Origin of the sequence: Thioclava arctica, assembly GCF_040892615.1 — a bacterium.
GTDB classification, from domain to species: Bacteria; Pseudomonadota; Alphaproteobacteria; order Rhodobacterales; family Rhodobacteraceae; genus Thioclava; species Thioclava arctica.
Genome location: NZ_JBFRYC010000005.1, coordinates 209,802 through 235,717, shown reverse-complemented (window position 1 = coordinate 235,717; position 25,916 = coordinate 209,802). Strand labels below are relative to the sequence as shown.

Sequence of the window (25,916 nt, the reverse complement as noted above, 5' to 3'; positions counted from 1 at the left end):
CGGAATGTGTAGCCCTCTACTCGAATTCTTTTCGCTAATTCACACGTTTAATACACTATAGTTGTTCCCCTGTCTTAGGAACAGCACGGAATAGAGGTGCGTTTGCATCTATATTGCTCAACGTCTGCTTTGATGAAGCTGCGCTGCGGCGTTGGCTGGGGCAACGAGTGGCGGCTACGGGCCGAGAGCGACGATCCTGTAGGAGGAAACTGTTGGGCAAATGTGTGCGTCGGGCGGCTCGCGTTTGGCAGGAATCTCCGCGGCACCATCATAGCTATCTACGCCCAGTTGCACCTTTCGCCGGATACCCCACCGAGACATTGCGCAGCTTGGTCGTTCCAATCTGAAACTCTGCTGCCAAGTGGGTATGCCCGAACAGCCATTGATCGGGCTGGAAGCGGTTGATTAGATCGCTCAGGTCCGAGGCATAGGCTTGCGGCACCGGTCCGCCTGGCGACAGTGCGAAAGGATGGGGCGCATGATGGGTCACGACGACGGTCTCACCTGCAAACGGCTCTGACAACTGCGCCTCCAGCCAGGCGACATGCTCACGATGCAGCGCAACCGTGTCGAGCGGGCGCGCCTTGCTGAAGCCCGCATGCGCGACCCGGATATAGCGGTAATCGTTCATGACCCGCGCAGCCTCGGCTGCATTCTCTTCCAACGTTCCAGCCCCTGCGCGCATATCGGTCCAGAGTGTGCAGCACAGGTAGCGCGTGGAGCCGTAGGTGATCACGGATTTCTGCGCGAACTTGGCGCCGGCTGTCAGGGCAATCTCGGCAAGCCGGTCATCGCCATCCAGACGGAAGTCGTAATAGTCGTGGTTGCCCGGAAGCACATGGACGCGATCCAGCGAGATACGTTCTCCGATCAAATCGAAGGCCTGTTTCCACCGCACCCGGGGTTTGTTGGTCAGATCGCCGGCGATGATCAACAACTCGACACCGTCGAAATCAATCTGGTCGAGCGGGTTGACGCCCGCCTGATGCCAGAGGTCGAGATGCAGGTCGGCGAGGATTAGCGTGTTGGTCATGATTGTTTCCACGACTTCAAGGACAGGGCTGGCGGGTCTTGTGCGCGATGGGCTGTTGATCCCCTTCACCACGGCGCGGTTCAGAACTCGCCTTAGAAGGGATCAAGACGATGCGCACTCGGTGCGAGGCGTCCGTCTTTGCGAAGTTCCGCCAAGAACCCGTCATCACGTTCACCGAGATTGTAGAACCGATTGCAACTCCGGGCCCAACCCTTAGCAGGTTGCATGTTCATGAGAGGCGACGTCCGGACGCGCGCGCCCTCGCGCAGATGCGGGTGGCCGGAGACTTGTCCGACAAGCAAGGGAACACCACTTTCCTTGATCGGGCACCACCTTTGAAGAAGGGGGGCATCCGCAAGATCCTCAATCGAGGGGTTGGATGTGCTGAGGCTAATGATCCAATCCTCAAAGCTGACGATTTCGAAGACGCCGCACGTTTCAGCCAAGCCCTTATCCTTCGGCGCGATCACAGAAAGATGGGTCTGATAGAGGGGGCTCAGGGCAGGATCCTCTCGGATGTGCCGTTTCAATTTGTCGAAATCCGAGCCTCGGCCCCTGAGAGAGTGCAGGAGCTCAATCCGTTTGAGGTAGGGTTGTATGGCGCGGGTGGGTCTCGAGGCTGTCATGGCGGCAGTGTCATCCTTGGGTGGAGGGACTGTTGGGTGGATGTTACTCTTGTTTGCACGCCTTGGAAACACATAAGATATTGAAAACAAACAGTTTATTTTTCGCATGATGCGATTGTTAGGCGAGTCCCTTGAGTTGGTTGGCTCAGAAGGCCACACGACGGCTCTCAAAGCCGTTTTTCGCACGCCTTTTCAAATAGGGACTCGCGGTATTCACCCCCATGCCAATGGAACAAGCGACTTTACGGAGTGTTGCGTTGCCCCAGAATGGCAGGTCTGAGCTGCCTGCGCCCTCAGCCCAAAAGTTGGCGACATTATGGTCAGGCGGAACCAACTTTGAGGCAGAGCTCGACCCAGACTGCAACTGCCTAGACTTCGAAATACTCTTTCCACTCAGCATCAAAAATTCTCGACCTGGTGTCCGCATGTATGCGTTCAATTGAGAGTTTTTGAAACGCTTGGGTGCGATAAAATTCAGCGGTTCTTTCGCTGCGATGATCGCAAGCGCGCATCGCTAGCTCAACGCCTCGCGCTCCAAGACTGGCGAACTCATCATGCAACTTGGTTCGCGCCGCGTGACACCCCGTTCCCAACGCTTCGTGCCACAGCGCGCTGACATATCTTGGATCTGGAGCAGTCCCGTCATGCTTTACGAAAAGAAGCCGCTTCTCAGCGAAGCATTCTTCACGCTTATCTGCAAGATATTCATCGCCTAAACCTTGCAAGATCAGCTGATCGATAAAGTAAGCAAATTCTTCCAGAACGGGAGCCCGAAATCTGCGGCCGCTCTTGCTAATAACGAGGTTGAGTTGGTAGCCATGTTCGTTAAGAAGGATTTCCTCACCAAAGCGCATCATGGTATCGGCCACGCGAAGGGGGAACGGGCAGAACAAAGTGAGCGCTACGGCCATGTTGCGGCGCGATTGAGCATCTCGTGGATTGCAGGTTTGCGCAGCTTCACCAAGCAAATCGAACGCCCGACCGAAGATTTCCTCATAGCTCGGCAGTGCCAAAACTTTCGCAACTTTCTGTGGAAGCGACTGCGCTGCACGATTTTCATGCAGGCGAGTTCTCGATTCGAGATGTTCAATCACGTCACGATCAGCGCCGATATATCTGGCGAAATCTCTCACCTGCCGGATTGACGAGTGCAATGTGACCTTCGATAGCTTCCTCTTTCGATTGAGCAACGATTTTTCGTATGCGATCGTAGCTTCTACAGTCAATTTTTCTTCTAATTTGGCGTCCAGTGTAGCCTTGACAAGCTCGGTAAGCTTTATCCTCGTAGAGGTTATTAGCGACGGTGCCGGAACGCGACCATTCACTCCCAACTTCCCAGCGTCCATATCGGCAAGTGCTCGATGCCAGTCTTGGGGCAACGCATCGGGAGCAACCGAGAATATTCGATCGCGAGGTTTATATTTCTTGGCAGGCGGCTTTCGTGTGGCAATCGCCTTACATATTTCGCGCTCAAAAGGCAGCTCGGGCATCAGTAGCCACACGACGCGTCGAGCGTTTCGTAAATAATAGGTCGGCAAATCTGTGCAGTATTCCGCAATGTCGGCTGCATTCGCTGAAAAGCCCACATCACGTGGCATACGCTTAAGTATCCTATCCAACTGGTAAAAATCATAGAGTCTGAACACGCCATCTGAGATTGCATCTTTCACTTGATCAATGGAAGCCATGCCGTGCCAACATGGCTCGGCAACAATGTCACCCAATCGCGCCAACTGTGGTTTGGAAAGCGATGTTTTAGCGGGCATTTTTAAGTCCTCCGATCTGGATGAGTTCTTCTTGCACTGATCTCATTTCGGCCTCACTATCGATCCACGCATAGTGACGTCGAACTGTTGCCTCCGTATTGCACAGCAGAGTTGCAGCTTGCGCGTATTCACCCGGGTGTGATCTGAGATAAAGGCTTGCCAATCCGTGCCTGAAATTGTGGGGATCCATAGGGATGCCGAGCTTCGATGAATGCTCGAGAAGCCAGTTTCTCATGCTCCCGGCGGATAACGATGGACCACGGAAACCGCAGAAAAAATAGTTGGATTCGTTTGCGAGTGGAATTCGTGGACGAATCTCAGCCAAATACCATTTGAGAACTGTTAGTGCTTTCGTTGGGCCGTCACTGATCGGCGCTTTGATGTCTCGGCGGTTTTTCACTTCTTCCGCCTTGAGAAGAAGGTGCCATTCTCCCTTGCGTCTCGCAGGTTGAATCAAATTCGGCTCAGGCCCCAAGTGACGCAAATTGAGCATGTTGGAGATCCGAAGAGGAACGGACCAGAGAGCTATCGCCGAAAACGCAGCCAAGCAACCAAGCTGAATTATTTTGGTCTCCCTCCCGAAAAAATTTCGATCGGTTTCGATCAGATCATTTGCTTGTCTTTGGAAATTTATATGACTAGATAGGAATTTCAGTTCCAGATCCCTATTCCGTAGTAACCTCTCGCAAAAATCGCGGGTTTTCAGCGGCATAACTTTCGAATCCTTGCGTCCTTTTTGTATGATCCGATTGCCCGTGAGCGCCGCCTCAATGAAGCTTACATCGCCTACACTGAGTGTAGTCGCGAGGCCGAGGAGGCACTGCGTGTAGTGGAAAATCGAGCGATCCGAAATTTTTCGAGAGCTGTCTGCCTCTGTCATCCAGGACCGCATCGTCGGGATGAAAACCGTTTTCTCAAAAGCATGGCGAAGATGCGCTGTGTCCCTCGTGAGAGCGCCGCAACGTATCGCAGAGTCGATATACTTTACTAGCGCGGCATAGTAGACAGCCTTGGTGGATGCACTTTTTTCACCAATCTCTTCTTCTAGAATAGGATCCAATATTCCTCGACAATGCAATTCGATCAATGCATCGATTTCTTGCTTGATTAGTCCTGAAAGTCCTATGTTTTTTGCTCTCAAAGTTTTTTTCGGATTGCGAAGTGATTCCGTTAAGAAAATATTGTCAATTTTTGGAGATCGACTTCTCAACACATTAATATTATCTACCGCCCTGGATAAGGCGCTACGACGAGCGATGTTAGAAACTTCTTGATACTTCTGCGACAGCCACTCGTTTGTAACTTCCTTGGGTGAAATGTTTTCTTCTCGCGCGACATCGATCAGGACGTGGATAGGAATCAATGTTTGTGGAAGCAACCCCGTTCCTACGCCAACATTCGCCGCCGCATATTCTATAAACTCTGCCCACGCGTCTATGCGACCCTTACGTTCCTTCTTCGCCGCGTGTATTCCGTGAAAGCCGCGCAGGATTGAAATCATTTTCTTTCGCCAAGCCCAATAGGCGTCAACGGACCTAAACTCATTGGGGAATCTTTTATTCCGAGGGAACCTATTTTCAAAGGCTTGCAAGTCTGCAGGAATGTTCTTGAGGTCATTCTCGTTTGCCAAGGACTTGGTCCTCATGACCTGGGAGGAATAGTCAACGATGGTTGCATCAGAATAAACTCGATCTGTTTTCAACCACACGAAAACGTCTGACATTGTAGAGTGCCCGATAGTTTTTTTGGTTTCATATTTCATGTTCGTTACTTTTCAAATTGTTCGTAATTTAACTTTCAATGACGAACACCCCTATCTTTTCACACGCCGAAAGATCATGGGTGTTCGTCATTTTGTCCGCTATTTTCTATTCTGTTCGTAAAGCTGCAGAGCTAAGCTCAGAATGAATGTGCTTCGCGGTCCCTATGCCCGCGCCTTGGCGGTGCTCGTATCGCGCCATATTGTGGCTCCAACCAAGCCGCGAGCGGTTCATGGCGGCACCAGGCGTCGATGTGTGCAGGTAGGTAGCGGCGAGTTCTCGGTCCAAGATCAACGTGCATTGGTAAACACCAGAGAGGATCCCTCCTATTTCCCGCGCGGCGAATTGTATGTTCGTCGACGCCAGAAATTTTAGCTATGTCTTCAACTGTTAGAAGTGGCCTTGATAACTCGCTTTCGGCCTCAATCGGGATACTGCGAAATCGCCAGATCCGACGCCAAAAATCCACTTTATCAAAACGGTTCCCTGGCAGTTTTGCACAGCAAAGATTCGTTAGAACTTTGCGTGCGCTTGGCGGCGACAGACTCATATATTGAGCCATCTCCTCGAGGGATGCTGCACGCGCTCCCAATGATATAATCGCATTCTTTTTCATAGCTTCATTATCTCAAACGAACAGTTTTCGAGTGAAGCCACAAAATGCTTAAGTGGTGTATTTCCTGTGGATTAGGCTGGATTCCCCCTAAATTCGGCGAATTTTCGTATGTTACACGGCCTAGTTATGGAGCTCATTTTTGATACCTGTGCGAAAATGAATATAGCGCGATGTGACTCAACTCATTGATAATAATCAATAAAATTTTCAGAGCCTGGTCTTTTCGAACGAAACCGAGAACGGAAAACTCGCTCGTCGAGATGAACATCTCGACTTGAAGCGGGCTGCCGAAAGGGGAAACGCGAGCGGAATACATAAAATAAATGTTCGTTATCAATGCTTTATGTGGATTTTCGAGAAGCAAGGGGCGACGTAGTCGAAATATCTAAAGGTTTTGTAGTCGTCCCCAGGAAGCTCTCAAATATGCGAAACGAGCACTGAATACGCACCATGCGCTCCAATCTGACTGGCTAAAGATGGCGGCGGAGATGAAGCGCAAGTGGGTGACGCCGGTGTTGTTCTGAAAGGAATTACGCATGAGATTTCCCGGTGGAAACCCATTTGCAAACACCTACTCGGGCCACATCCGTTGACACATCAAAACCATGAGACGAAAGTCCGCAATCACGGACTGCACCGCAGTCTCGAGGTGAAGAGGTCAACGGCGGCTCTTGGCCGGTTGCGACGGCGTTGCTCAATGCTACGATTCAAGATTCTGCAAAGCAGAGAATGGCAGGTTTGAGCCCAGACTGACTAAAGAGGGCATCAGCGATTTCGCGAGCGCAGCAACGCGCCCCTTGTCAGCAACGGCCCGTAGTTGCCCTTCAGCGATAAGCCGGCATGCTGTGGTGCGGCCCGTCGAACCGGCCATTCGCTGCAGGCGCGAAATTCTGCAACTGGCGAATTCACACCATGCGGACATCATGGAACTTCAGCGCGGTCTGTGGCAGCATACTGACATGATCGAATTCCGCACTCTCGCCGATGACCATCCCGACCTCACACATTCTCCGCTGCTTCGGGGTGCTCTCCTGACCCTGCAATATGCTCAGCAGCACGGATCAATTGGCCTAACTAAGACCAAGGCTTTCAAGCGCGTCTTCGTCCATTGGGCCGTCGAGCATTTCGACTGGCCGGGGAAAAGCGCAGAAGAGATGTTCCGCTACAATAAGGTGATCAATGAATATGATTTTCCCCCGCTCGAGGTTTTACATTTCCTTCTGATCTCTCTGCGCCTGGGACGTCACTTCAAGGGTGAGTTTCGGCTGACCAAGCGTGGCACAGAACTGGCGCAAGCCCCTGGCCACCTGTTTGCCGAGCTGATGCCATACTTTGTGTTCCAGATCGACCACGCTTCCTATGCGCGTTTCGACGATCGCCCCTTCGGGAAATGGGACGTCTGGATGAACGTGATTAACGTAGAAGCCGATCATGGCGCGACCGAGGCTGCCTTGTTCGAAGCCTTCTACGGTGAGCCACAAGATTGGCACACAGCGGGGTGGCGAGAGATGGCCGCATTTTCATCTTGCGTGCTGCGGCCGCTCGAATGGGCGGGATTGCTGATCGAGACCCGCGAAGACTGCGCCGGAAAGCAAGTGTGCCATGTGTTCAAGACCCCGCTCTGGCGCAGCGCACTCAATCTTGACACTGATGACATGCTGCGACCGATGTCCGTCCAGTGAGATTGTTTTCCCTGCTCCCAAGACGCGACACGGCTTGCGCATGAGCGGCCCACACCGGCGGTGACCACGCGGCCCCACAAGCATATCAATGTTACTGAGAAACTCCCTGATAATCCATCCAATAAGGATGAATCGCAAATCAGCGGCTCACAAGGAAGGTGGGGGCGGCGCATCGCTTACGGAAAAATCGAAACAAGGACGTGAAATTGGGCCGGGACGTTTGCCGCCCCGACCTTTCATTGTTTAAACGTTCGTATCGATTTTCTTTGCCCTCAGGCGGACCGTTCGACCATCCGCCGTCAGACAGATTGTCCATCGTGCTTGGCCATCCGCCGCCATTTCTTTCTCATTTTGCCCATGTGACTATTTCTAGGGCTGAGTTTTTAGAATGCGGGCGGCAGATGGAAAGCATCACATTTGTCACCCGGGATGCTCTGTTCTTTTAGAGGTCCAGCTCATAGACCATCCGAAATCCGATCCGCATATTCTTGTATGCGCCCGTAGTTGTGGGAGGCATGCGATCTGTCGTCGCGGAAACTCTCATATCCCAATTGACATTTAAATCATCTGTCTGGCCCGATCCACTAAGTGCATCCTTCTCAAGATGCAAAGGTGCCAAATTCATTGCCCCCAAGTGCAGGGAGTTAATCGCGGCACCTTCTGGAGCAAGCCACTCCCCGACATCGATGGCTTGGACGAAACTCACACCGTCCTTCGTCTTGCGCCAAGACAGGTCAGCCCCTCCTCCCGAAAGACTTGTTCCAAAGAAGCCGTCAACGTCGCCTCCGATCCGTTCCACCTGGCGGTCTGGGGGGCATGATCGGCACTTTGAACGACATCTGCGTCATCGTCGTTGTTGCACTGTCATGGAAGTGTGTTCTCGTTGCCTTGGTTGCTTTGAGGGCAGTGCTTGCCGTCGTCTTCGACAGCGCCTTCGTCGGGCAATTCGGCTTTTCACTTCACTTGGGTGTTCAGGGTGTCGCGTTGACGAATATCGCAGTTGGCGTGATTCTTTTGATCCCGTCCATCGCAATTCTCATGCGCGCTGGCGCACTTGGTATTCCGCGCCTTGGGCGTATCGAGGGATGGAAGAAAGACTGGTTTTTGGTGGCCGCGCGCTCAGGCCTTGAGTCCGGCGTCCGGAATCTCGCATTTTCGCTCATGGTCTTGCGGCTGATGAACGAGGTCAACGAAGCGGGCCTATTTTGGGTGACTAACAGCTTCATCTGGGGCTGGCTTCTCTTGGCGGGTCTCGCGGTCTGCCAAGACCGACTTCGTCCTCGATGCTCTTGAACAGGCCCTGCATGATCGGCGGCCTGTTCAGAAAGGGAGATTGATCCATCACTCGGATCGCGGCGGGCAATATTTATCCATTCGCTATAGCGAGCGTTTGGCCAAAGCAGGCATTGAACCATCGGTCGGCAGCGTCGGGGATTCCTACGACAACGCCCTCGCTGAAATTATAAACGGTCTCTACAAAACCGAGCTGGTTCACCGCCAGGGCCCTTGGCGCAACATGCAGGATCTCGAAATGGCGACTCTCGGCTGGGTCGATTGGCTCAACAACCGGCGCCTGCTTGGACCCATCGGAAACATCCCGCCAGCAGAGGCCGAAGAGAACTTCTATGCACAGCGCGACATGCTCGATATGGTCGCGTGAAATGAAGCTATAGGTCTCCGACAAACCCGGAGCGATTCAGTGCCGCAGGACCCTTCTGCACACCCACCCCACCAATAAGCTGGTAGAAATTTCTACCAGCGCGGCCGCGCTTCCGCGCGGATTCGCTCAGGCGCTGAGTTTTTCGAACAGACGAGCCACCGCTTCTGCACCGGGATCGACATGGCCCTGCAACTGATCGGAACTGACGTAGGCAGCACGCCCGGGCATGTCAGAATGTGCGAGATTAACCGGGGTATATCAGCCCCATGCCAATGGCTCGACCGACCGCTTGAACGGTCGTGAACGCGCCAAGCTTTTGGCGAGCGGACCGTAAATGGATTTCGACAGTTCGATGTGAAATAGACAATATATCGCCAATATCTTGCTGAAGCTTTCCAGCCGCCGTCCACTGCAAAACTTCTTTCTCTCGGGCAGATAGGCTGGAATATCCCAATGCACCCGGGACGCCACTGGTTCGCATGATGGAATCGTGTAGATGAACGGCTGCGGTTTGAAGATTCCCCATGATGTGTCGCTTCAGTTTTTCCCATTCTTCTTGAGAGCATGCGCGCGTCACTGAAAGTAAGCCTCGGTCGCCGTAGGGACCGCGAATGGGAACGGTCAGGCCCTGAGACGTGATCCCGAAATCTTTTGCGGCATGAAATACTGTCTTGAATTTTTGATCTCGTTCGAACCGCTGCCAGTCGACAGGTGCAATGCTCAAGCAGGCTTTGTGCAGCGTAGGATCCACCCGGTGCATGTTCCGGGTCATGTAGTGGGCTTTCCACACATCAGGATAATTTGCGTATCCAACGACCGCTCCGGTTACGGGGTTTACCGATGCGTAGGACCCAAAATCGAGGTCCAGAGAACCGCACATCTGTTCAATGAAGTTGACGTAGTTTTCGGAGCTTGACGGAACCGTTCCGAGGTCAATGATATCCATGCCAACATCCTGCCCCAGAGGAAAAATCCCAAGTTGTTCGCCCTCCAACAGAGCCGTTCTGGACTATTATGGGCGTCATTTGCCCTCTAGAGTCTAGCACATATCAAAATTGTATCCCAAGTCCTGAAATCAGAGAAGCCCTCGACTTGCAGCGATATGTAGCGCCTCTCTCAGGGTCTTGACTTCCAACCGGATCGCCGCAGATCGAAGCCGTGCCTTGACAGCAGGAAGAGATATATTCAGCTCGTGCGCGATCTGCTTTTGGAGTGTTCCCCGCGAGTAGAGCCGAAGAGCCTCCAATTGAGATTTTGTCAACGAAGTTTGTTTGTAATCATGTATCTTTGTTAACGTTTCCGAAATTTCATTCATCTCGAATGCATGAAACTCTCGATCGTTTCGTGCAAAAATTCCAAGGCTCCGCTTGGGCGATGAGGGGGAGCCCCAGATAGAGAAGACGCCTCCAAACCTGAAGCCAAAAGACCGATAGTCGTTCATGACTTTTGTCGACCCCAAGCTCTCAAAGTCACTCCATCGTGCATAGCCTGAATTTTTTTGGCACCACAGTAAAAACGGATCAGCCAGCGCGTGGCCTGAAAGGGTGTAATGGTCAATCCAATCCTTTGAAAATAGGTTCATTTCCGCTTCTGGCGCATAGAAGCCAACGCGCAATGCAACATAGCAACCGGCCGGTGCAAGATCAGCAAAAAGACATTGAAAATCCGTAAGGTTCATAGCAGTCAGCGCTTCCATTTTGGCTTTGCGGGCTGTAGCCTTCTTAAAAATGCGGCTTTAAATCGTCGGGTATTCTTCCAATAAATTCAAGGGGAGATATATGATCAACGCGATCACAATTCGAGAACTTTTGCAACGCCTGAGAGATGTTTCTGATTGGACGTTCGCAGTGGGGCTGCACATCCGTTTTGCCAACCCGACCCTACTCTATCAGACCTATCCACAATCATGGATCGACTACTATAATGATAATGGCCTCGTTTTTGTCGATCCGACGGTCCAATGGGCTGTCCTAAACGCCGGTGTCTGCGATTGGTCAGATCTCGTTGATCAAGACACCAACAATGTCTTAGGCCAAGCAGCGGATTTTGGCCTTCGGCATGGAAAAGTCGTTGCCATTGGGAAAGATTCTCGGACTTTCGGCTTCTTCGCGCACTCTTCTAGACTGATCACCTGCGCTGAAATTGAAGCGGCGAAGATGATTCTAGAAGAGCTTCACGAAAAGACCCAAGGGGTCACGCAGCTTTCCGAAAACGAGCTCGTCCCACTTCGTGACCTAAGCGGTTCATGATATTGGGTTTGCCGTATCTTGCGATGGCCTATTTTAACGCCTCAACCATCGCCGAGAGGGCAAAAGCTGGCATCTAGCATGTTGGAGAGCCGCCACGCTTGCACCTTTCGCGTCGCCCAGTCCTTGTTCGCCACCAAGTAAAGGAAGCCGCGCTGCACCGGGATGTAGGTAATATCGCTACACCAGACGTGGTTCGGGCAGGTGTCCGAAAAGCCGCGTCTCTTCGTCATTCGTATATCCCATCATCAGCGTTGGATACATTTTAGCAGGCTGTCGAGTTTTCCCGGACCACTTCATTGCACCAATCCCATCCGATCCCCTGACGACATACCCACTTAGGGATTTCCCTTATTTCCAGCGGTAAGGTTTAAAGCCTACAAGAAAGACCAATAGTTTATTGGGGGCAAGCACCATGATCATAATAGTAGACTCACTCAATGTTCACGAATATCCAGACCTTCTCATCGAAATGCATCGGCTCAGAGCTCGGGTGTTCAGCGGCAGATTGGGTTGGGATGTTGAGGTGGTCAACGGTATGGAGCGGGATACTTTCGATGATCTAGATCCTGCGCATGTCATAAGCGTGAATGATGATGGCCGCGTTGTTGGTTGCATGCGCCTCTTGCAGACAACAGGGCCGCACATGCTCTCCGACGTCTTTAGTTGCCTGCTCGATGGTGAGCCACCCCTTCGTAGCGCGCGAATATGGGAGGCCACTCGGTTCTGTGTCGATATGGGCCTACCCGGCCGCGGAACTGCGCGAAATTCGATTTCTTACATCACCAGCGAAGTGATGATTGGGGCTTTTGAATATGGCATGGCTGCCGGTATTTCCGATGCCGTTGCTGTCATCGATCCTGTCATGAATCGCGTTATGAAGCGCTCTGGCAATGCCCCATACGGCTACCTCGGCTCGCCATCCCCTATGGGAAAAGTCACTGCCCTTGCTGCTCTTATGGATTGTTCTGAGGAGCGCGTAGCCCAGATCCGTAATTTTTCAGGTATAAATCACGATGTTTTCAAAGCATCTACTCCAGAGGAGATCAGAAAATGACCATCTACATTCAGTTTGAGAATGACTGTGCCTCAGTTGTAGATTTGAATGTCGTCAAAGACAGGGAAGCACACCGTTGGATTATACATTCTCTTGCGGAGATCATCGAATACTCTGAGGCTCATGAACTTCATGAAGTCGCCAAGCCGCTTATCACCGCGATAGAAGAAATCTCTCCTTTCTTGGCCGGTATGACGCTCAGAGAAGGTTTGGTGTCTTCCGACGACGGAAGGCACAACCCGAAGGAGTCTTCAAAGGTCGTTAGTTTTCAAAAATGGAAAGATCTGAGGGACTCTGCCACACAAATGTAAGACCGCATGTCTTTTTCCAGCGGGGCGCGCATTCGCTTGAAACCCCAAAGAGGGCGGGAAGTGTGAATTCGCTGCAAGATCAAGCCAACGATGCCGCGAAGTAGAAAGCCGACATCCAGATGCCTCCGAAGCTCAATCTCGTTCTGCGCTGCAGCAAGTCTGGACTGACGCCGAACTGTTGTTGACCCCACATGATTTGTCTAAGACATGTTGGTATGGCCGCTACCAAGGTTGTTGTTTGGCCGACAGGAAGGCAAATGATCACTCTTCCCCTCGCCTGGCTCGTAAGTGTTCTTTCGACAATCGCAGCTTTCGCATTGGCGCAAGATACCCGCACGCCCTTTGCAGCGCGCCTTTTCCTATGCGGATTTCTTTTGACCTTGGCGACCATCGGCTTGCTTCTCGGGTTCCGGCTTTCATTTCAGGCACCCTGGGCCGCCTGGGTTCAGCCGTTGGTGGCCGTGATGGTTGCACCATCGGCCTATCTCGGTTTCTCGGCTCTCACCCAGGACCTGGGGTCGAACTGGCGCAAGAGGCTCCTTTTGAGCGGGGCGCCGGTCGCCTTCGCGCAATTGGCGATACTGGCAAACCTCCCGATCTCGGCAGACATGTTTGTCCTTGGGATCAACAGCATCTACCTGGTTTCGATTGCCCGCCTTCTGCGCCGCCAACCAGATGACTTCGTCCATGTCGCGCCGCACGCCTTGATAATCGTGCGCTCCGCGATCAAAGCCACCATTGTTCTGCTTGGCATGATGGTGGCCACGGATCTTTCGATTGTGGCCGCCAGCCTGTTCGCAGGCGATGCCTATATCCTGACATTTCTGACCGGGGTGTCAGGTGTTTTCACCGCATTCGTTTTTGTCGTCGCTCTGGTCGGTGCGCCGATGTTGCTTCAGGCCAAAAAGGGCGACGCAACCAAAGTCGAGGGACCGACCGACACCGACCGCGCGACACGGGCTGTGCTTGATGCGCTGATGAACGACACGCAACTCTACACGGACAGCAACCTGACGCTAGCGCGGGTCGCGCGGCGGTTGTCTGTCCCTGTGCGGGATGTCTCCAACGCCATAAACAGAACGACGAGCGAGAATTTTTCTCGCTATATCAACGGCTTTCGCATACGCCACGCGCAAGAGGCCCTGCGCAAGACCGAGTTGTCCATCACGGATGTGATGTTTGAAGCGGGCTTTGTAAGCAAATCGAGTTTCAATACCGAATTTCGCCGGGTGACCGGGAAGACTCCTTCGCAATTTCGCGCCGAAAAACCACCGCCTGATGGACACAGATAAAGCACCATGATGCCCGGTGCGCGGTAAGCCTAAAGCGTGACGGCAACAGACCAGAATGCAAGATGCGTGGCAATATGGGCAACCATCGTGTGTTCAAGCCCGCGTCGCCAGAACAGCCAGCCGAATGCCAACCCGAGCAATGCATTGAGCCCGACAGTGCGCAAAATCACAATCGGATTCAGTGGCGTGAGCGCTGCCATCGCTGGCAGGTGACCCACTCCGAACAGGATCGCGGACAAGAAAACGACGCCGAGGAATAGCCCGGGCGGGCGCGTCGTCCAGACTTTTGCGCCGACCCAGACAAGGAACGTCATCAGGCCGTATCGCAGCGTCAGCTCCTCGGTAATCCCACCGTAGCTGATCGCCATGATCGCCGTGCCTATGTCCGGAAGGCTCGCGACCGAGGGGAGCCCGATCCAGGGCGCGAACACTCTGTCGAGGAAGACGACGACCGCACCTGTGCCGAAGCCGAGAAGCGCTGCGAGGGCCAGGCTGGACACATGCATCACGGGCGGCAGGTCGCCCCGCAAACGGGCGGTTACCCAAGACCGAAGTCCAACACGTTCACCAAGGGCCACGCCAGCTCCGGTCCCGACGACCAGAAGGATAAATGGCTGCACCACGATCAGCGCCCGCAAGACGTGGTCAGACACATCCGGGAAAGCACCGAGCTCGCGCAGCGCGTCGATGTCCTGGCCGAGTGAGAGCGCAAGCAACCCGAGACTTCCAAGAAATAACCAGACGAAAAATGGAACAAAGAAGCCGGCAGATTGAGCGCGCATGACGGGTCCTTCTCACTTCGTTAATCCCCCGTCCAGCCCAAGGTCGGTTCAGCAAAGAAGGCGGAATGTAGCATGTCGATGATCGCGGACCGAGGTCATGCAACGCCGAAACCGTGATCTTCTGGTCATGAACCCTGAGCCCGAATCTCAGAGCAGACGATCCGGCTTGTCGTGGCACCAAATACGTCGGCAACGATGGAGCTTCCAGGATTGAGAACAAAACCATGGCTTTTACTCAATCCTGTCTGAATGATGATGTCTGCCTCAGGATCATCCAGCTGGGCGCTGATGCGATACATATCGCTGACCACGTCATCGCCAGCCGCAAGCGCGCGGGCGACCCGCGGGGATTGGAGGATCAGATGAATTGGTGTTGTTGCCTTGGCAGAGATGCCTTCGCCTCCAAAATCGCCTGCGACGAAACGGATGGGGATAGTCAGGCAATCGTGGCTGTCATCGCTCTTCAGGATCACGGTGCCGCTTCCCGTGACTCCCCTCAGCTGTAGCAGCGTCGCCACCCGTGGGGCATCGATGTAGGCAACCCCGGAGGCCCCGGCAGGTATGTGTTGCCCTACTTCCGTCTGAACGGCGGCACCCATAGGCCAGTTGATTTGCTGATCTGCCTCCTGGGCGCTTGCTCCGAACGACGTAAGAAGCAGTGCGATCGGGGCGGTCAGAAGAAGAATGGAGGATTGGAGGATCGACATGTCTGGTGTTCCTTGGTGCATGGCTGGTTGAGTTGCGCACGTGGCAGCAACACCTCGCATATGAGGGAGGGCGCCGGGCAAAGAGCCCGAATACGCGTTCCAGAACGTTCGGAATCGCAATTTCGAACCTCCGTTTGCGATACCCAATATCCGCCCGCCGGCGTCACGGATAACTCAGACAACGCGTCCGCAGCGAACGGCCAATGCGGAAAAGCGACACTGTGGCGTCGATGCTCCGATCGGATGCTGGCGCTGGGCCAGTCGGGTCAGGGCCGCGCCTGGCCACTGCCCTCGCTCGCGCGGCAGCGCCTCATGACAGACTTGGAGTCCCTGTTGCTTGATGCTCCACCCGGCACGATTGAACGCTTGCCGCCATCCGCTCCAAGGAATGCCTTGCTAAAATCAACGCACTGATCTACGTGCGTTGCACATTCATGGAGATTTTATGACCCGATAATGCGGGGAGGCAAGGCGCCCTCCCGATGCAAAGCAAAACAGAACCAACGCCGCCGCTTGACCGCTGGGGGTGAACAGCTTTGCTTGATCAGGTCAAAATCAGTGTTTCGGTGCGGGCCAGTCCCGTTTTCCGACCATGAAAGATCCAAACAATGACACGGGACTATTCCAAATTCTTGCTGCCTTCGGGTTTGAGCAAAATTCCAAAACGCGAGCCTTCCCCTCTGGAGAGACTTGGCTGGAAGCCCTTCTTTAGCCAGCAAACCGATGTTGACGCGGCTGCGGATACACCACCGGTTCGTGTGGTTGAGGTTCACAGAACTGGCTTGCGGGTGCTCGGTGAAAACCTTGATACCCTCATGCCGCCGGGGCCGAATGCGACGGTCGGCGACTGGCTGCTCTATGATCCGCAAAAGCCATCCAATAGTAAGGTCTTGGAACGCAGCAGCGTTTTCGAGCGTCGTGCGCCGGGCTCAGACCGCAAACGGCAACTGATTGCTGCCAACGTGGATACGGTCTTCATTGTGTCGTCCTGCAACAAGGACTTCAGCATCGCGCGGCTCGAGCGCTATGTTGCGTTGGCATTGGAGGCGGAGGTGACGCCTGTGATCTTGCTGACCAAGGCAGACCTTTGCGACGATCCAGTTGTCTACGTTAATGCGGCAAGCGCCATTTCAAACCGCGTTCTGGTCGAAATGCTGAATGCCTTGAGTGAAGAACCAATTGCCAAGTTGGCCCCATGGTGCAAGCCGGGGCAAACGATTGCCTTTCTGGGGTCGTCCGGTGTCGGGAAATCGACGCTGGTCAATGCTCTTTTTCGCGATGGTGTGGCCGATACGGCTGCCATTCGGGAAGATGACAGCAAGGGTCGCCACACGACGACGCGGCGACAATTGCACTTCACGGTCGATGGCTGTGCGGTGCTGGACACGCCCGGCATGCGTGAGCTTCAACTGACAGATGTCGAGGCAGGCATTGCCGGTCTATTCGCAGACATCGTTGCCTTGGCGGGCCAATGTCGTTTCAGCGATTGCAGACATGACACCGAACCTGGATGCGCCATCCAGGGTGCATTGGCGCGCGGCGAGATTGATCCTGACCGACTTGCGCGATGGAACAAACTGGCAGCGGAGGAACGCTTTAATGCGTCCACGTTGGCCGAACGCAAATCAGCCGATAAATCTCTCCATAAGATGATCAACGCGATCCAGCGGAAGAATAGGAAGTGAGAAGATGATGCGTGAATACAAAACCGCCGATACCGATGCCTTGATCACAATCTGGGACAATGCCGAACCACTTGCGCACCCCTTCTTGTCGGATGAGGTCAGAGATCAGGTGCGTAGAGATACGACCAATATCTATCTGCCAAACGCCGAAACATGGGTTTTGGAATGTGGGGGCGCGCCGGTCGGTTTTATCGCGATGATCGGCACGGAAATTGGAGGCTTGTTCCTTGACCCGTCTCACCAAGGCAAAGGTATGGGACGTCGGATGGTAGACCATATCGTTGCCATCAAGGGTCCGCTGACCGTTGAGGTTTTCAAAGAAAACAAGATTGGTTTGCCGTTCTACGAGCGATATGGCTTTGTTGTAATCGGCGAAGGCGTGTTTGAAGCCAGCGGCGACGAAACCTTCACGATGGCTATGCCCGTTTCGTGAAATTGATGGGAGGCGCTGATCATCAGTGCCTCCCATCATCGATGATCGCAGCAAGGAGACGTTCGTTTGCGTTTCGTAAATGGCAGCCAAACCCCGCACTGCGGACAGTCGTTTTTCGAGAATGCTGCCCGATGCGCCAATGGCCGGTTTGGTAACGCCGCCCTGCGGCATCAGGGCAACTGATCAAAGTCCGTTCAGGGCCGTCCCTGTCTCAAGGTCCCTCTTGGCAGTTCACTTCCTGTTGATCATTTGGGCGAAAAAGTCACTAATCATGGGCAAATGCCTTGAGCCATTGGGAAGAAGGTTGCGATCCAATCGAGCTTTAGCCGATCAAAGGCACAACGGGCAGGCTGGCCACGCGTCCAGTCCGGCGGAAGGAACGCGTTCAACTGCTCGCCGACTTGCACGGAGAGGCGCCCCATTTCGGAGACGATAGCTTCAAGAGCCGTTGCCTCCATGAACGGGCCAACAACTGCGTCGCCGTCCTTTTCTGGTCGCATCATCCACGCCGATTTCATGGTGGGATGACCGGCCAGCTCAGAAAACAACACGTATGCCTCGGCGCGTCGTTTCGAGGTAAATCCGTCGCGGACGTCGAGAGCCTCGCGAACCTTTACCGGCGAGAATTTCTTCATTCTGGTTTTTTTGTCTGCATTGCGCCATCGCTCAATCAGCGCCCGGTCACCGGCGAAAAGGTTGAGGAGAAAGACGGTCTCAAGCACATCACGGAGGATGAGAGCGCTGTTCTGGTGGTAGCCGGAGAGCGCCAGCTTTAAGCTTGACGCAAGGGCGTTGAACGTCCGCATCCCGAGGACCTGCGCCACTCTCAGGTCTTCGTCCATCGTGTCAAACTGACGGAAAATGTCGGCGAGATCCATGGCTGCTTCCAAAACAGCGAGGTTCAGTTGCAGCTTCTCGTCATTCGCAATAATGGCGAGAGCCTTCTCGCGGAGTTGTTCCTCGCCGCCATGCAGGTTCTTGAGGTTTTCCGGGATGATGTTTTGGAGTGCGGTCATCTGTGGCGGACGCCTCAGTTATCTTGGCTTATGGTCCTTATATGGGATTCTGTCTGCATCTGCGAGCTTGATCATGCTGCAAGAGGCACGAAGGACCGCTTCGGTTAACTGCATCGCGGCAACTGCCTCGCGACCGAATGGCTCGTCAGGGCCGTCACTTCCCTCGCCAACGTTGAACTGTTTGCACAAGATCAGGACCGGCACTCCATCCCCAGGCTGCACCGATTGCCGTGAAGACCAATACTCCAGCGATCGCTCCGAAGACTCCGCCGACGATGCCAGTGCCTGCACCGGCAAAGAAGCCAATTGCACCTCCGATAAGGCTGCCAAATACTCTGCTTTTCATTTTTGCCCCCTCACTTGGGACAACACTAGCGTCGATGTCCGCTACCGGGAAGCTGCATTTCGGCGTTTTGTGCGGCCTGAAGGGCAGTGAGCTCTTTCCGTTGCGCCCCAAAGGGGGGGCAGTCGAGGAAAAATTCGCTATAAAATTAGGCGGCTCGAAAATTTTCCAGTTAAGCTGTAGGGGCAGTCAAATTGCTGTTGACAGCTTTGCGATGCTAATCTTAGCGTGATTGTATCGCCGAGCAAATGCGCTCGCAGAGGCGGAACCTAACCTCAGATATGTCGGCAATTTTGCCCCAAAGCAGTCTCTGCTTTTGGGGCTTTGGTCGTTGGAACTTGGCAATGAAGCGTATCGAACTCCCGCTCGGACTTTTGTTCTCAAATACCGGCCCATATGGCAAGGTAGCTCATACGCTGTTGAATGGCGCACGCTTGGCTTGCGCCGAGATCAATGCAGATCCCGAATCCGGTGTCACGTTTCATCCGATTCACATTGATCCTAAAGGCATATTGCAAAATTACGCTCCAGCCGTTCAGTCACTGTTTGATCGCGGGATCCATCATGTTTGCGGATGCTACACGTCTTCAAGCCGCAAAGAAGTAATCCCGCTCTTCGAGAAACACGATGCACTACTATGGTATCCGACCCACTATGAAGGCTTCGAAAGCTCGACCAATGTGATCTATACGGGCGCAGCTCCCAATCATCACATGTCACCACTTATAGACTTTTTATGTTCTCGTTTCGGGCGGCGTGCCTATTGCGTCGGTTCGAACTACATCTGGGGGTGGGAAAGCAACCGGGTGATGCGTGAAGGCCTGCAAAAGCGGCACGGAGAAATCTTAGCTGAACGTTATCTGGCTGTGGGCGAAACTGACCTTGAAGATATAATTTCTGAAATTTTCGAGACGGAGCCAGACTTTGTCTTTAATGCGATGATCGGCGAGTCTTCATATGCTTTCTTCCGGGCGTTTCGAAAAGCTTGCGAGGCCCGCGGTATCGATCAAGCGAAGCGCTTTCCTATTGCTAGTTGCAACTTGTCGGAACCCGAATTGCGCGCGATCGGTCCAGAGAGTGCTGATGGCCAGATTAGTTCGAGTGTCTACTTTTCTTCACTAAAATCTCCGCGGAACGCGCAATTTGTTGCGGCTTACAGCAAGTTGTTCCGTGACGGACCGGTTGTCTCAGCCGAAGCAGAAGCCGCATATATTGCCGTTCATATTCTGGCAAAGACGGTGGCTCAGACGGGCACAACAAAAGTCAGTGAAGTGCTGAAGGCCGTAGCAGGACAGGCTTTCGATGCGCCACAAGGCCGAGTCATGATCGATCCCCATAGTTTCCATGCGGCATTAACTCCCCGGATTGGCCTCTCGCGTTCCGATTTTGAGTTTGACGTTCTTGTTGAAGCGCCGGAACCGGTAGCGCCTGATCCTTATCTAGTCTCTTCGGCGAGCGAGTATGAAGTAGCGTCGCGTCGAGCCAATGTGAGGATAGTTTCATGAAAACGGCCCGCATCACTCAAAACTTTAGGGGCCGGACGGCCATAGTCTTTTCATCCGAAGGGCGCTCACTTGATCTGCTAGAGCAAACAATGCGCCGTCTCGGGCTTGAGGCTGATATTCGCCCGTTGCAAATGCGACAAAGCCTTGAGCTGCCCGACGGGTTACATCGCGAGCATCATATCGTTTTAATCGATGGCGACATGACCCTTCCCGCCGCTTGGCCTGAAAGCTATGGCGCGGAGACGCCGTGTCCAACAATCGGTCTGGTGGGCATTGAGGCACCGAGTCGGCTTAAAGCGCTCTTGCAGCTTGGTGTGCAGGCCTTCCTGTCGAAACCAATACATAGTGGCTCAATTTATTCTGCCCTGTATCTAGCAGTTAACGAGTTTAACCGCATGGATGTCTTGCACAGAGACTTGCATGATCTCAGTGATCGCCGCCGCAAACGCATCCATGTTATTCGAGCCGTGACGGCACTTATGCGCCAGCGTGGACTGAGTGAGGACGCTGCGTATAGCATTCTTCGAAAAGACAGCATGCGGGAGCGCGTGAGCATCGAGGATCATTGTTTTGATCTGATGCATGCACAGTCTGACGACGATCCAAACAGCAGAGAAACCAACAAGAGGGGTCAAGCGCGGTAGCGTCTCAGACCCCCAATACCATCGCAACAAGGAGTTTAAAATGACCAGGAAACTGATCAGCACCGCTTCGGTGCTCGCTACCCTATTGTCTTTTGCCGGGCCCATTTCGGCGCAAGACACCACGCCCATTAAGATTGGTGTGCTTGAAGACCAGTCTGGGGATTTCGCGCTTGCAACGATCGGCAAGGTGCATGGTATCCAACTTGCAACGAAAGAGATCAATGACGCAGGCGGCATCGCCGGGCGCCCGATTGAGTTGGTGGTGTATGACACCCAGTCCGACAATACGCGCTATCAGGAATTCATGCGCCGGGTGCTTCAGCGCGACAAAGTGGATGTTGTTTTCGCAGGATTCTCCTCGGCCTCGCGAGAAGCTTACCGCCCGATCGTCAATCAGTTCAACGGCTTGGCGTTTTACAACAACCAGTATGAGGGAGGAGTTTGCGACGCCAATATGATCGTGACCGGTGCCGTGCCCGAGCAGCAATTCTCGACGCTGCTTCCCTACATGATGGAGAAATACGGCAAGAACGTTTACACGATCGCGGCCGATTATAACTTCGGTCAGATCTCGGCTGAATGGGTGCGCAACATCGTCAAAGAGAACGGTGGCACGATGGCGGGTGAGGAATTCATTCCGCTGGGCGTGTCGCAATTCTCGCAAACAATCCAGAACATCCAGAAGGCCAAGCCCGATTTCGTAGTCACGCTGCTCGTGGGAACGGCGCAATCGTCTTATTACGAACAGGCCGGCGCGGCCAATGTGGATCTGCCAATGGCATCCTCGGTCAACGTCGGACAGGGCTATGAGCACAAGCGTTTCACGCCCCCGAGCCTGAAGGACATGTATGCGACCGTGAACTACATCGAAGAGGTGGATACGCCGCAAAGCAAGGATTTCGTCAAGCGCTTCCACGCGATGTTCCCCGACGAGCCTTACATCAACCAGGAAGCCGAGAACTCTTACGCTGCCGTCTATTTGTATAAAGAGATGGTCGAGAAAGCTAAGGGCTCGACCAAGATCGACGACGTGCGTGCCACGCTGGCCGATGGGCAACTTTGCTACGACGCCCCCGAAGGCAAGATGTGTATTGACCCCAAAAGCCAGCATACCTCGCACACGATCTATCTCGCGCATGTGAATGCCGATCACTCGATCGACTTCCCGAAGAAATGGGATGACATCAAGCCTTACTGGCTGGGTGACGTGGGCTGCGATCTGACCAAGAATGATCCCAGCGCGCAATACACGCCCTCCAGCTTGCCTCCCAAGCTGTAACGCGTCCCTGACGGATGCGGGGTTTATGCGCCACGCATCCGTTCCTCCTTTCCGGTCTTCGCCGGTCGACTTCCGCCAAGAAAGGGATGCTCCATGGAGTTCCTCTACTCTCTTTTCAGCTTTCTCTATCAGTTCGGAGACGCCTTCGCCTTCCTAGTCCTAAGCGCGTGTGGTCTTGCGGTGATCTTCGGCATGATGGGGGTGATCAATCTGGCCCATGGTGAGTTCATCTTGTGTGGTGCCTATGTGTCCACCAGTGCAACCCACATGGGCGTGCCGCTGCCAATTGCGATTGCGCTCGGCTCGCTCGCGGCGGGGGTCGCCGGGATGATTGTCGAGGTCGCGATTATCCGACCGCTTTATAAACGCCCGCTCGATACGATCGTTGCGACATGGGGGATATCCATGATCGTCACCCAAGGCACCCTGATCGTGCTGGGCACGACGATGGCTGGAAGCGGCACACCCTTTAGCAGCTTTACCGTCGGCGATTATTCTTACTCGGTCTATCGCGTAGTGCTTATGGCCATGGCGGTGCTGACGCTTGTCGCCTTGTGGCTCATGTTCACCAAAACCCGCTTTGGCATTCTAGCGCGCGCAACCATCCAAGTCCCCCATGTTGCCGAGGCGCTCGGGGTCAACACCAACCTCATCTACAGCCTGACCTTCGGGCTGGGCGCGGCCCTCGCGGGGCTTGCGGGCGGATTATATGCGCCCACCATGACGCTGGTGCCTACGATGGGTGCCTCTTTCATGGTCGAGGCTTTCGTCACGGTTGTCGTGGGTGGGGCCGATATCTTCCTGGGCACGGCGCCTGCGGCTGTTGTGCTGGGCTTTATCAAGGCCGGGCTGACCTCTTGGCAAGGCCAACTCGCTGGTCAAATCGGCATGTTGCTCGCCGTCATCATCGTCATTCGTATTTTGCCGCGCGGCATTAGCGGTAAGATCCTGAAAGAAAGGGCCTGACGTGAATAGCGCATCCCGTTTTACTTCCTTCCTGAAGCTTGTCGAGGGACCGCAGACCTTGGGCAAAGGCCCTAAATTCTGGTCGGGTTTCGCGCTTGTGCTGCTCGCAGCCTGTGCCTACCCGATGTTCGCCGACAGCTATGACGTGGGTAACAACGTCTATTTCTTCAACTGGCTTTTCATGGCGATGGGACTCAGCTTGATCTGGGGATATGGTGGGTCTCTCAGCTTCGGTCAGACTGCCTTTTTTGGTATCGCGGGTTACAGCTACGGCGTCTTGACGATCAATCTGGGCGATGCGTATGGGCTGACTTTGATATCGCTTTTGCTAGCGGTCGGTATCAGTGCTCTGGCTGCCGCGATCTTGGGATACTTTCTGTTCTTTGGTCGCATCAGCGGGGTCTTTCTTGGCATCGTAACCTTGTCGGTGACCTTGGTGCTTGAACGCTTCATGGCGCAAACGGCAGCGCCGTTCTGGGCGATCGGAAAAGCGCGTCTGAATGGCTTCAACGGAATGGGCGCGATGCCGTCCCTTACGATCCCGTGGCCGGGCGGCAGCATCGTGCTCTATCCCGATGTGACGCTGTATTACGTCACCTTGGGTCTGCTCGCGCTATGCTATCTGGGGCTGCGCATTCTTGTGAATTCGCGCTTTGGAAATGTCATCGTCGCGATCCGCGAGAACCCGCTGCGCGCAGAAATGCTGGGTTATGACGTGCGCAAGTATCAGCTTGGCACCTTCGTAATCGGCTCTGCATTGGCCGGTTTGTCTGGCGTGCTTTATACGTCATGGGGCAATTACATCACGCCCGCCTCGATGGGGATGACCGCCGCATCGTTGCCCATCGTCTGGGTTGCCGTTGGCGGACGAACTGATCTGACGACGACGCTGGTCGGCTCGCTCGGTGTCCTGATCGTGTTTCAGTCTTTGACAATCTACGGCAGCCAATACGCGTTGGTGGTGATGGGCGTCTTGCTGGTGGTGACGGTGTTGGTCGCTCCCCGCGGCGTTGTGATTGCGCTGATCTCGTTGTTCTCCAGAGGTAAACCAAAATCCGAAGGAGAGCTCTGATGGCACTTCTCGAAACACATCAGCTTAACAAACATTTCGGCGGACTTTACGTCACTGGAAATGTCGATTTCGCGCTTCAACCTGGTGAAATGCACTGTCTGATCGGCCCTAACGGCGCTGGCAAAAGCACCTTCTTTAAACTGATCTTGGGCGAGCATCTCCCTGATAGCGGCAAGATACTTTACGACGGTAAGGATATCACGCGCGACAAACCTTTCGAGCGTATCCGGCGCGGTATTAGCGTGAAGTTCCAAGTGCCTGGCATTTTCAAAGAGCTGAGCGTTCGGCAGAACCTTACCATCGCCCTTCAACACCATGTGGCACCACGCCTTCTTAAAGAGGAGATCGACCGGCTGCTTGAGTTTCTTAAGCTTTCTCGCGATCACATGCAGCTCGCAGGCAATCTCAGTCACGGCCAAAAGCAATGGCTTGAGATCGGGATGGCGGTCGCGCTCAAGCCCAAGCTGTTGCTGCTGGACGAACCCACCGCGGGCATGACGCCGGACGAGACCTTCGCAACGGGGGAAATGCTTCAGGCGCTCAATCGTGAGGGCATGACCTTGTTGGCGGTCGAACATGACATGGCCTTCGTGCGTCAGATCGCGCATCAGGTCACGGTCCTCCATTTCGGCAAGATATTTGCGCAAGGCACGATCAACGAAATCGTGGCCGATGAACGCGTGGCCGCCATCTATCTGGGAGAAGTCGATGCGTAAAGAAGCCCTACTTGATGTCATCAATCTGCGGGCAGGCTATGGCGGGAAACCGGTCCTTCAAGGTGTCGATTTTCAAGTGCGCGAAGGTGAAATTGTCGCCGTGATCGGACGCAATGGGGTTGGGAAATCGACCCTGATGAAGACCCTGATCGGGCTCTTACCGACGGATGGCGGCTCGATAAACCTGCGCGGCACGTCCATTGACCCTTTGTCCGCACATAACCGCGCGCGCAAGGGCATCGGCTATGTCCCGCAAGGTCGCGATGTGTTTCCGCGCATGAGCGTTCTGGACAACCTATTGGTGGGCGAAAGCATCGCGGGCCAATCGACGCCGGGCAAGACCGAAGAGGTCTATCGGTATTTTCCCATCTTGAAGGAGCGCGCAGATCAACGCGCGGGAACGATGTCGGGCGGGCAACAACAGCAGCTTGCCATTGGGCGCGTGTTGATGGGCTCGCCTTCGATGATCTTGCTGGACGAACCCTCTGAAGGCATCCAGCCCAATATCGTTCAGGATATTGCTCGCATCATGGTCGAGCTGAATCGCGAAACCGGCGTCACCGTCGTCTTTGTGGAGCAAAATATCGACATGATCCGGGCAATGGCGCAGCGCTGCTACGTCATGGACAAGGGGCGCATCGTTGCCGTGCTTGACCGCGAGATGCTGAAAGATCGCGACACCATCCGAAAATACCTTTCGGTCTGATTGAATAGCCATC

25 protein-coding genes and 2 pseudogenes are annotated in these 25,916 nt (G+C 54.1%); 16 read left to right on the top strand and 11 right to left on the bottom strand.

The features are described from left to right. Window positions 1-274: 274 nt before the first annotated feature. The 4 genes from AB4874_RS10940 to AB4874_RS10925 form a co-directional block, all read right to left on the bottom strand. Window positions 275-1,033, bottom strand: coding sequence for a metallophosphoesterase (locus tag AB4874_RS10940; RefSeq protein ID WP_368392008.1), 759 nt, complete (start codon window positions 1,031-1,033; stop codon window positions 275-277). A gap of 92 nt (window positions 1,034-1,125) precedes the next feature. Then, the gene (locus AB4874_RS10935; RefSeq protein WP_368392045.1) at window positions 1,126-1,659 is read right to left on the bottom strand and encodes a DUF6634 family protein; all 534 of its coding nucleotides are present in this window, start codon (window positions 1,657-1,659) and stop codon (window positions 1,126-1,128) included. Between the two features lie 368 nt (window positions 1,660-2,027). Further along, the gene (locus AB4874_RS10930) at window positions 2,028-3,425 is read right to left on the bottom strand and encodes a hypothetical protein (RefSeq protein ID WP_368392007.1); all 1,398 of its coding nucleotides are present in this window, start codon (window positions 3,423-3,425) and stop codon (window positions 2,028-2,030) included. Continuing rightward, a complete protein-coding gene (locus AB4874_RS10925) occupies window positions 3,415-5,187 on the bottom strand; it encodes a site-specific integrase (RefSeq protein ID WP_368392006.1) in 1,773 nt (590 codons plus the stop codon). Before AB4874_RS10925 ends, AB4874_RS10930 begins: the two co-directional genes overlap by 11 nt. 1,537 nt (window positions 5,188-6,724) lie before the next feature. Here AB4874_RS10925 and AB4874_RS10920 point away from each other — a divergent pair. After that, a complete protein-coding gene (locus tag AB4874_RS10920; RefSeq protein ID WP_368392005.1) occupies window positions 6,725-7,483 on the top strand; it encodes a hypothetical protein in 759 nt (252 codons plus the stop codon). Between the two features lie 442 nt (window positions 7,484-7,925). Here the strand turns inward: AB4874_RS10920 and AB4874_RS10915 are convergent, their stop codons facing one another. Further along, entirely contained in the window at window positions 7,926-8,282 is a 357-nt protein-coding gene (locus AB4874_RS10915) for a hypothetical protein (protein WP_368392004.1), read from the bottom strand. A gap of 17 nt (window positions 8,283-8,299) precedes the next feature. Between AB4874_RS10915 and AB4874_RS10910 the strand changes: the two genes are divergently transcribed. Beyond that, the gene (locus AB4874_RS10910) at window positions 8,300-8,776 is read left to right on the top strand and encodes a hypothetical protein (protein WP_368392003.1); all 477 of its coding nucleotides are present in this window, start codon (window positions 8,300-8,302) and stop codon (window positions 8,774-8,776) included. Continuing rightward, window positions 8,727-9,143: pseudogene (locus AB4874_RS10905) on the top strand (DDE-type integrase/transposase/recombinase); the annotation flags it as partial. The gene AB4874_RS10910 and the pseudogene AB4874_RS10905, both read left to right, overlap by 50 nt. A gap of 244 nt (window positions 9,144-9,387) precedes the next feature. On the opposite strand, the gene AB4874_RS10900 reads toward AB4874_RS10905, so the two are convergent. After that, window positions 9,388-10,089: a LuxR family transcriptional regulator gene (locus AB4874_RS10900; RefSeq protein WP_368392002.1), complete on the bottom strand. Its 702-nt coding sequence runs from the start codon at window positions 10,087-10,089 to the stop codon at window positions 9,388-9,390. A gap of 129 nt (window positions 10,090-10,218) precedes the next feature. Beyond that, window positions 10,219-10,839, bottom strand: coding sequence for a helix-turn-helix transcriptional regulator (locus AB4874_RS10895; RefSeq protein ID WP_368392001.1), 621 nt, complete (start codon window positions 10,837-10,839; stop codon window positions 10,219-10,221). A gap of 82 nt (window positions 10,840-10,921) precedes the next feature. Between AB4874_RS10895 and AB4874_RS10890 the strand changes: the two genes are divergently transcribed. Next, window positions 10,922-11,392: an autoinducer binding domain-containing protein gene (locus AB4874_RS10890; protein WP_368392000.1), complete on the top strand. Its 471-nt coding sequence runs from the start codon at window positions 10,922-10,924 to the stop codon at window positions 11,390-11,392. 59 nt (window positions 11,393-11,451) lie between these two features. Here AB4874_RS10890 and AB4874_RS10885 read toward each other — a convergent pair. Continuing rightward, window positions 11,452-11,589 (bottom strand): annotated as a pseudogene (locus AB4874_RS10885) (DDE-type integrase/transposase/recombinase); the annotation flags it as partial. Between the two features lie 215 nt (window positions 11,590-11,804). On the opposite strand from AB4874_RS10885, the gene AB4874_RS10880 reads away from it, so the two are divergent. The 3 genes from AB4874_RS10880 to AB4874_RS10870 all read left to right on the top strand — a co-directional run bounded on the left by AB4874_RS10880 (window position 11,805) and on the right by AB4874_RS10870 (window position 14,049). Beyond that, window positions 11,805-12,446, top strand: coding sequence for an acyl-homoserine-lactone synthase (locus AB4874_RS10880; protein WP_368391999.1), 642 nt, complete (start codon window positions 11,805-11,807; stop codon window positions 12,444-12,446). Continuing rightward, window positions 12,443-12,757, top strand: a complete 315-nt coding sequence (locus AB4874_RS10875) for a hypothetical protein (protein ID WP_368391998.1) — start codon at window positions 12,443-12,445, stop codon at window positions 12,755-12,757. The genes AB4874_RS10880 and AB4874_RS10875 overlap by 4 nt, the downstream gene beginning before the upstream one ends. Before the next feature lie 215 nt (window positions 12,758-12,972). Next, the gene (locus AB4874_RS10870) at window positions 12,973-14,049 is read left to right on the top strand and encodes a helix-turn-helix domain-containing protein (RefSeq protein ID WP_368391997.1); all 1,077 of its coding nucleotides are present in this window, start codon (window positions 12,973-12,975) and stop codon (window positions 14,047-14,049) included. A 29-nt stretch (window positions 14,050-14,078) separates the two neighbouring features. Here AB4874_RS10870 and AB4874_RS10865 read toward each other — a convergent pair whose 3' ends face one another. Then, window positions 14,079-14,831 (bottom strand): CPBP family glutamic-type intramembrane protease, encoded by a 753-nt coding sequence (locus AB4874_RS10865; protein WP_368391996.1) that lies wholly within the window; start codon window positions 14,829-14,831, stop codon window positions 14,079-14,081. 125 nt (window positions 14,832-14,956) lie between these two features. After that, window positions 14,957-15,538, bottom strand: coding sequence for a hypothetical protein (locus AB4874_RS10860; RefSeq protein WP_368391995.1), 582 nt, complete (start codon window positions 15,536-15,538; stop codon window positions 14,957-14,959). Window positions 15,539-16,146: 608 nt separating this feature from the next. On the opposite strand from AB4874_RS10860, the gene rsgA reads away from it, so the two are divergent. Then, the gene (gene rsgA / locus AB4874_RS10855) at window positions 16,147-17,223 is read left to right on the top strand and encodes a ribosome small subunit-dependent GTPase A (protein ID WP_368391994.1); all 1,077 of its coding nucleotides are present in this window, start codon (window positions 16,147-16,149) and stop codon (window positions 17,221-17,223) included. Between the two features lie 4 nt (window positions 17,224-17,227). After that, the gene (locus tag AB4874_RS10850) at window positions 17,228-17,656 is read left to right on the top strand and encodes a GNAT family N-acetyltransferase (protein WP_368391993.1); all 429 of its coding nucleotides are present in this window, start codon (window positions 17,228-17,230) and stop codon (window positions 17,654-17,656) included. A 269-nt stretch (window positions 17,657-17,925) separates the two neighbouring features. Here the strand turns inward: AB4874_RS10850 and AB4874_RS10845 are convergent, their stop codons facing one another. Beyond that, on the bottom strand, window positions 17,926-18,672 hold the full coding sequence (locus AB4874_RS10845) for a hypothetical protein (RefSeq protein ID WP_368391992.1): 747 nt from the start codon (window positions 18,670-18,672) through the stop codon (window positions 17,926-17,928). A 687-nt stretch (window positions 18,673-19,359) separates the two neighbouring features. On the opposite strand from AB4874_RS10845, the gene AB4874_RS10840 reads away from it, so the two are divergent. The 7 genes from AB4874_RS10840 (at window position 19,360) to AB4874_RS10810 (ending at window position 25,903) form a co-directional block, all read left to right on the top strand. Next, window positions 19,360-20,520 carry a transporter substrate-binding domain-containing protein gene (locus AB4874_RS10840; protein WP_295536820.1) on the top strand — a complete coding sequence of 387 codons (1,161 nt, stop codon included), beginning with the start codon at window positions 19,360-19,362 and terminating at the stop codon, window positions 20,518-20,520. Next, on the top strand, window positions 20,517-21,164 hold the full coding sequence (locus AB4874_RS10835; RefSeq protein WP_368391991.1) for an ANTAR domain-containing response regulator: 648 nt from the start codon (window positions 20,517-20,519) through the stop codon (window positions 21,162-21,164). The genes AB4874_RS10840 and AB4874_RS10835 overlap by 4 nt, the downstream gene beginning before the upstream one ends. Window positions 21,165-21,204: 40 nt before the next feature. Beyond that, a complete protein-coding gene (locus AB4874_RS10830) occupies window positions 21,205-22,443 on the top strand; it encodes an urea ABC transporter substrate-binding protein (protein ID WP_368391990.1) in 1,239 nt (412 codons plus the stop codon). A 93-nt stretch (window positions 22,444-22,536) separates the two neighbouring features. Beyond that, entirely contained in the window at window positions 22,537-23,409 is an 873-nt protein-coding gene (locus AB4874_RS10825; RefSeq protein ID WP_295536815.1) for an ABC transporter permease subunit, read from the top strand. A gap of 1 nt (window position 23,410) precedes the next feature. After that, the gene (locus AB4874_RS10820) at window positions 23,411-24,481 is read left to right on the top strand and encodes an ABC transporter permease subunit (RefSeq protein WP_368391989.1); all 1,071 of its coding nucleotides are present in this window, start codon (window positions 23,411-23,413) and stop codon (window positions 24,479-24,481) included. Beyond that, on the top strand, window positions 24,481-25,197 hold the full coding sequence (locus tag AB4874_RS10815) for an ABC transporter ATP-binding protein (protein ID WP_368391988.1): 717 nt from the start codon (window positions 24,481-24,483) through the stop codon (window positions 25,195-25,197). Before AB4874_RS10820 ends, AB4874_RS10815 begins: the two co-directional genes overlap by 1 nt. Next, the gene (locus AB4874_RS10810; protein WP_368391987.1) at window positions 25,190-25,903 is read left to right on the top strand and encodes an ABC transporter ATP-binding protein; all 714 of its coding nucleotides are present in this window, start codon (window positions 25,190-25,192) and stop codon (window positions 25,901-25,903) included. Before AB4874_RS10815 ends, AB4874_RS10810 begins: the two co-directional genes overlap by 8 nt. Window positions 25,904-25,916 lie beyond the last annotated feature (13 nt).

What these genes read in the sequence shown, in the direction of transcription:
- AB4874_RS10940 (WP_368392008.1), bottom strand. Translation starts at nt 1,033, where the DNA reads ATGACCAACACGCTAATCCTCGCCGACCTGCATCTCGACCTCTGGCAT.
- AB4874_RS10935 (WP_368392045.1), bottom strand. Translation starts at nt 1,659, where the DNA reads ATGACAGCCTCGAGACCCACCCGCGCCATACAACCCTACCTCAAACGG.
- AB4874_RS10930 (WP_368392007.1), bottom strand. Translation starts at nt 3,425, where the DNA reads ATGCCCGCTAAAACATCGCTTTCCAAACCACAGTTGGCGCGATTGGGT.
- AB4874_RS10925 (WP_368392006.1), bottom strand. Translation starts at nt 5,187, where the DNA reads ATGAAATATGAAACCAAAAAAACTATCGGGCACTCTACAATGTCAGAC.
- AB4874_RS10920 (WP_368392005.1), top strand. Translation starts at nt 6,725, where the DNA reads ATGGAACTTCAGCGCGGTCTGTGGCAGCATACTGACATGATCGAATTC.
- AB4874_RS10910 (WP_368392003.1), top strand. Translation starts at nt 8,300, where the DNA reads ATGATCGGCACTTTGAACGACATCTGCGTCATCGTCGTTGTTGCACTG.
- AB4874_RS10900 (WP_368392002.1), bottom strand. Translation starts at nt 10,089, where the DNA reads ATGGATATCATTGACCTCGGAACGGTTCCGTCAAGCTCCGAAAACTAC.
- AB4874_RS10895 (WP_368392001.1), bottom strand. Translation starts at nt 10,839, where the DNA reads ATGGAAGCGCTGACTGCTATGAACCTTACGGATTTTCAATGTCTTTTT.
- AB4874_RS10890 (WP_368392000.1), top strand. Translation starts at nt 10,922, where the DNA reads ATGATCAACGCGATCACAATTCGAGAACTTTTGCAACGCCTGAGAGAT.
- AB4874_RS10880 (WP_368391999.1), top strand. Translation starts at nt 11,805, where the DNA reads ATGATCATAATAGTAGACTCACTCAATGTTCACGAATATCCAGACCTT.
- AB4874_RS10875 (WP_368391998.1), top strand. Translation starts at nt 12,443, where the DNA reads ATGACCATCTACATTCAGTTTGAGAATGACTGTGCCTCAGTTGTAGAT.
- AB4874_RS10870 (WP_368391997.1), top strand. Translation starts at nt 12,973, where the DNA reads ATGGCCGCTACCAAGGTTGTTGTTTGGCCGACAGGAAGGCAAATGATC.
- AB4874_RS10865 (WP_368391996.1), bottom strand. Translation starts at nt 14,831, where the DNA reads ATGCGCGCTCAATCTGCCGGCTTCTTTGTTCCATTTTTCGTCTGGTTA.
- AB4874_RS10860 (WP_368391995.1), bottom strand. Translation starts at nt 15,538, where the DNA reads ATGTCGATCCTCCAATCCTCCATTCTTCTTCTGACCGCCCCGATCGCA.
- rsgA (WP_368391994.1), top strand. Translation starts at nt 16,147, where the DNA reads ATGACACGGGACTATTCCAAATTCTTGCTGCCTTCGGGTTTGAGCAAA.
- AB4874_RS10850 (WP_368391993.1), top strand. Translation starts at nt 17,228, where the DNA reads ATGATGCGTGAATACAAAACCGCCGATACCGATGCCTTGATCACAATC.
- AB4874_RS10845 (WP_368391992.1), bottom strand. Translation starts at nt 18,672, where the DNA reads ATGACCGCACTCCAAAACATCATCCCGGAAAACCTCAAGAACCTGCAT.
- AB4874_RS10840 (WP_295536820.1), top strand. Translation starts at nt 19,360, where the DNA reads ATGAAGCGTATCGAACTCCCGCTCGGACTTTTGTTCTCAAATACCGGC.
- AB4874_RS10835 (WP_368391991.1), top strand. Translation starts at nt 20,517, where the DNA reads ATGAAAACGGCCCGCATCACTCAAAACTTTAGGGGCCGGACGGCCATA.
- AB4874_RS10830 (WP_368391990.1), top strand. Translation starts at nt 21,205, where the DNA reads ATGACCAGGAAACTGATCAGCACCGCTTCGGTGCTCGCTACCCTATTG.
- AB4874_RS10825 (WP_295536815.1), top strand. Translation starts at nt 22,537, where the DNA reads ATGGAGTTCCTCTACTCTCTTTTCAGCTTTCTCTATCAGTTCGGAGAC.
- AB4874_RS10815 (WP_368391988.1), top strand. Translation starts at nt 24,481, where the DNA reads ATGGCACTTCTCGAAACACATCAGCTTAACAAACATTTCGGCGGACTT.
- AB4874_RS10810 (WP_368391987.1), top strand. Translation starts at nt 25,190, where the DNA reads ATGCGTAAAGAAGCCCTACTTGATGTCATCAATCTGCGGGCAGGCTAT.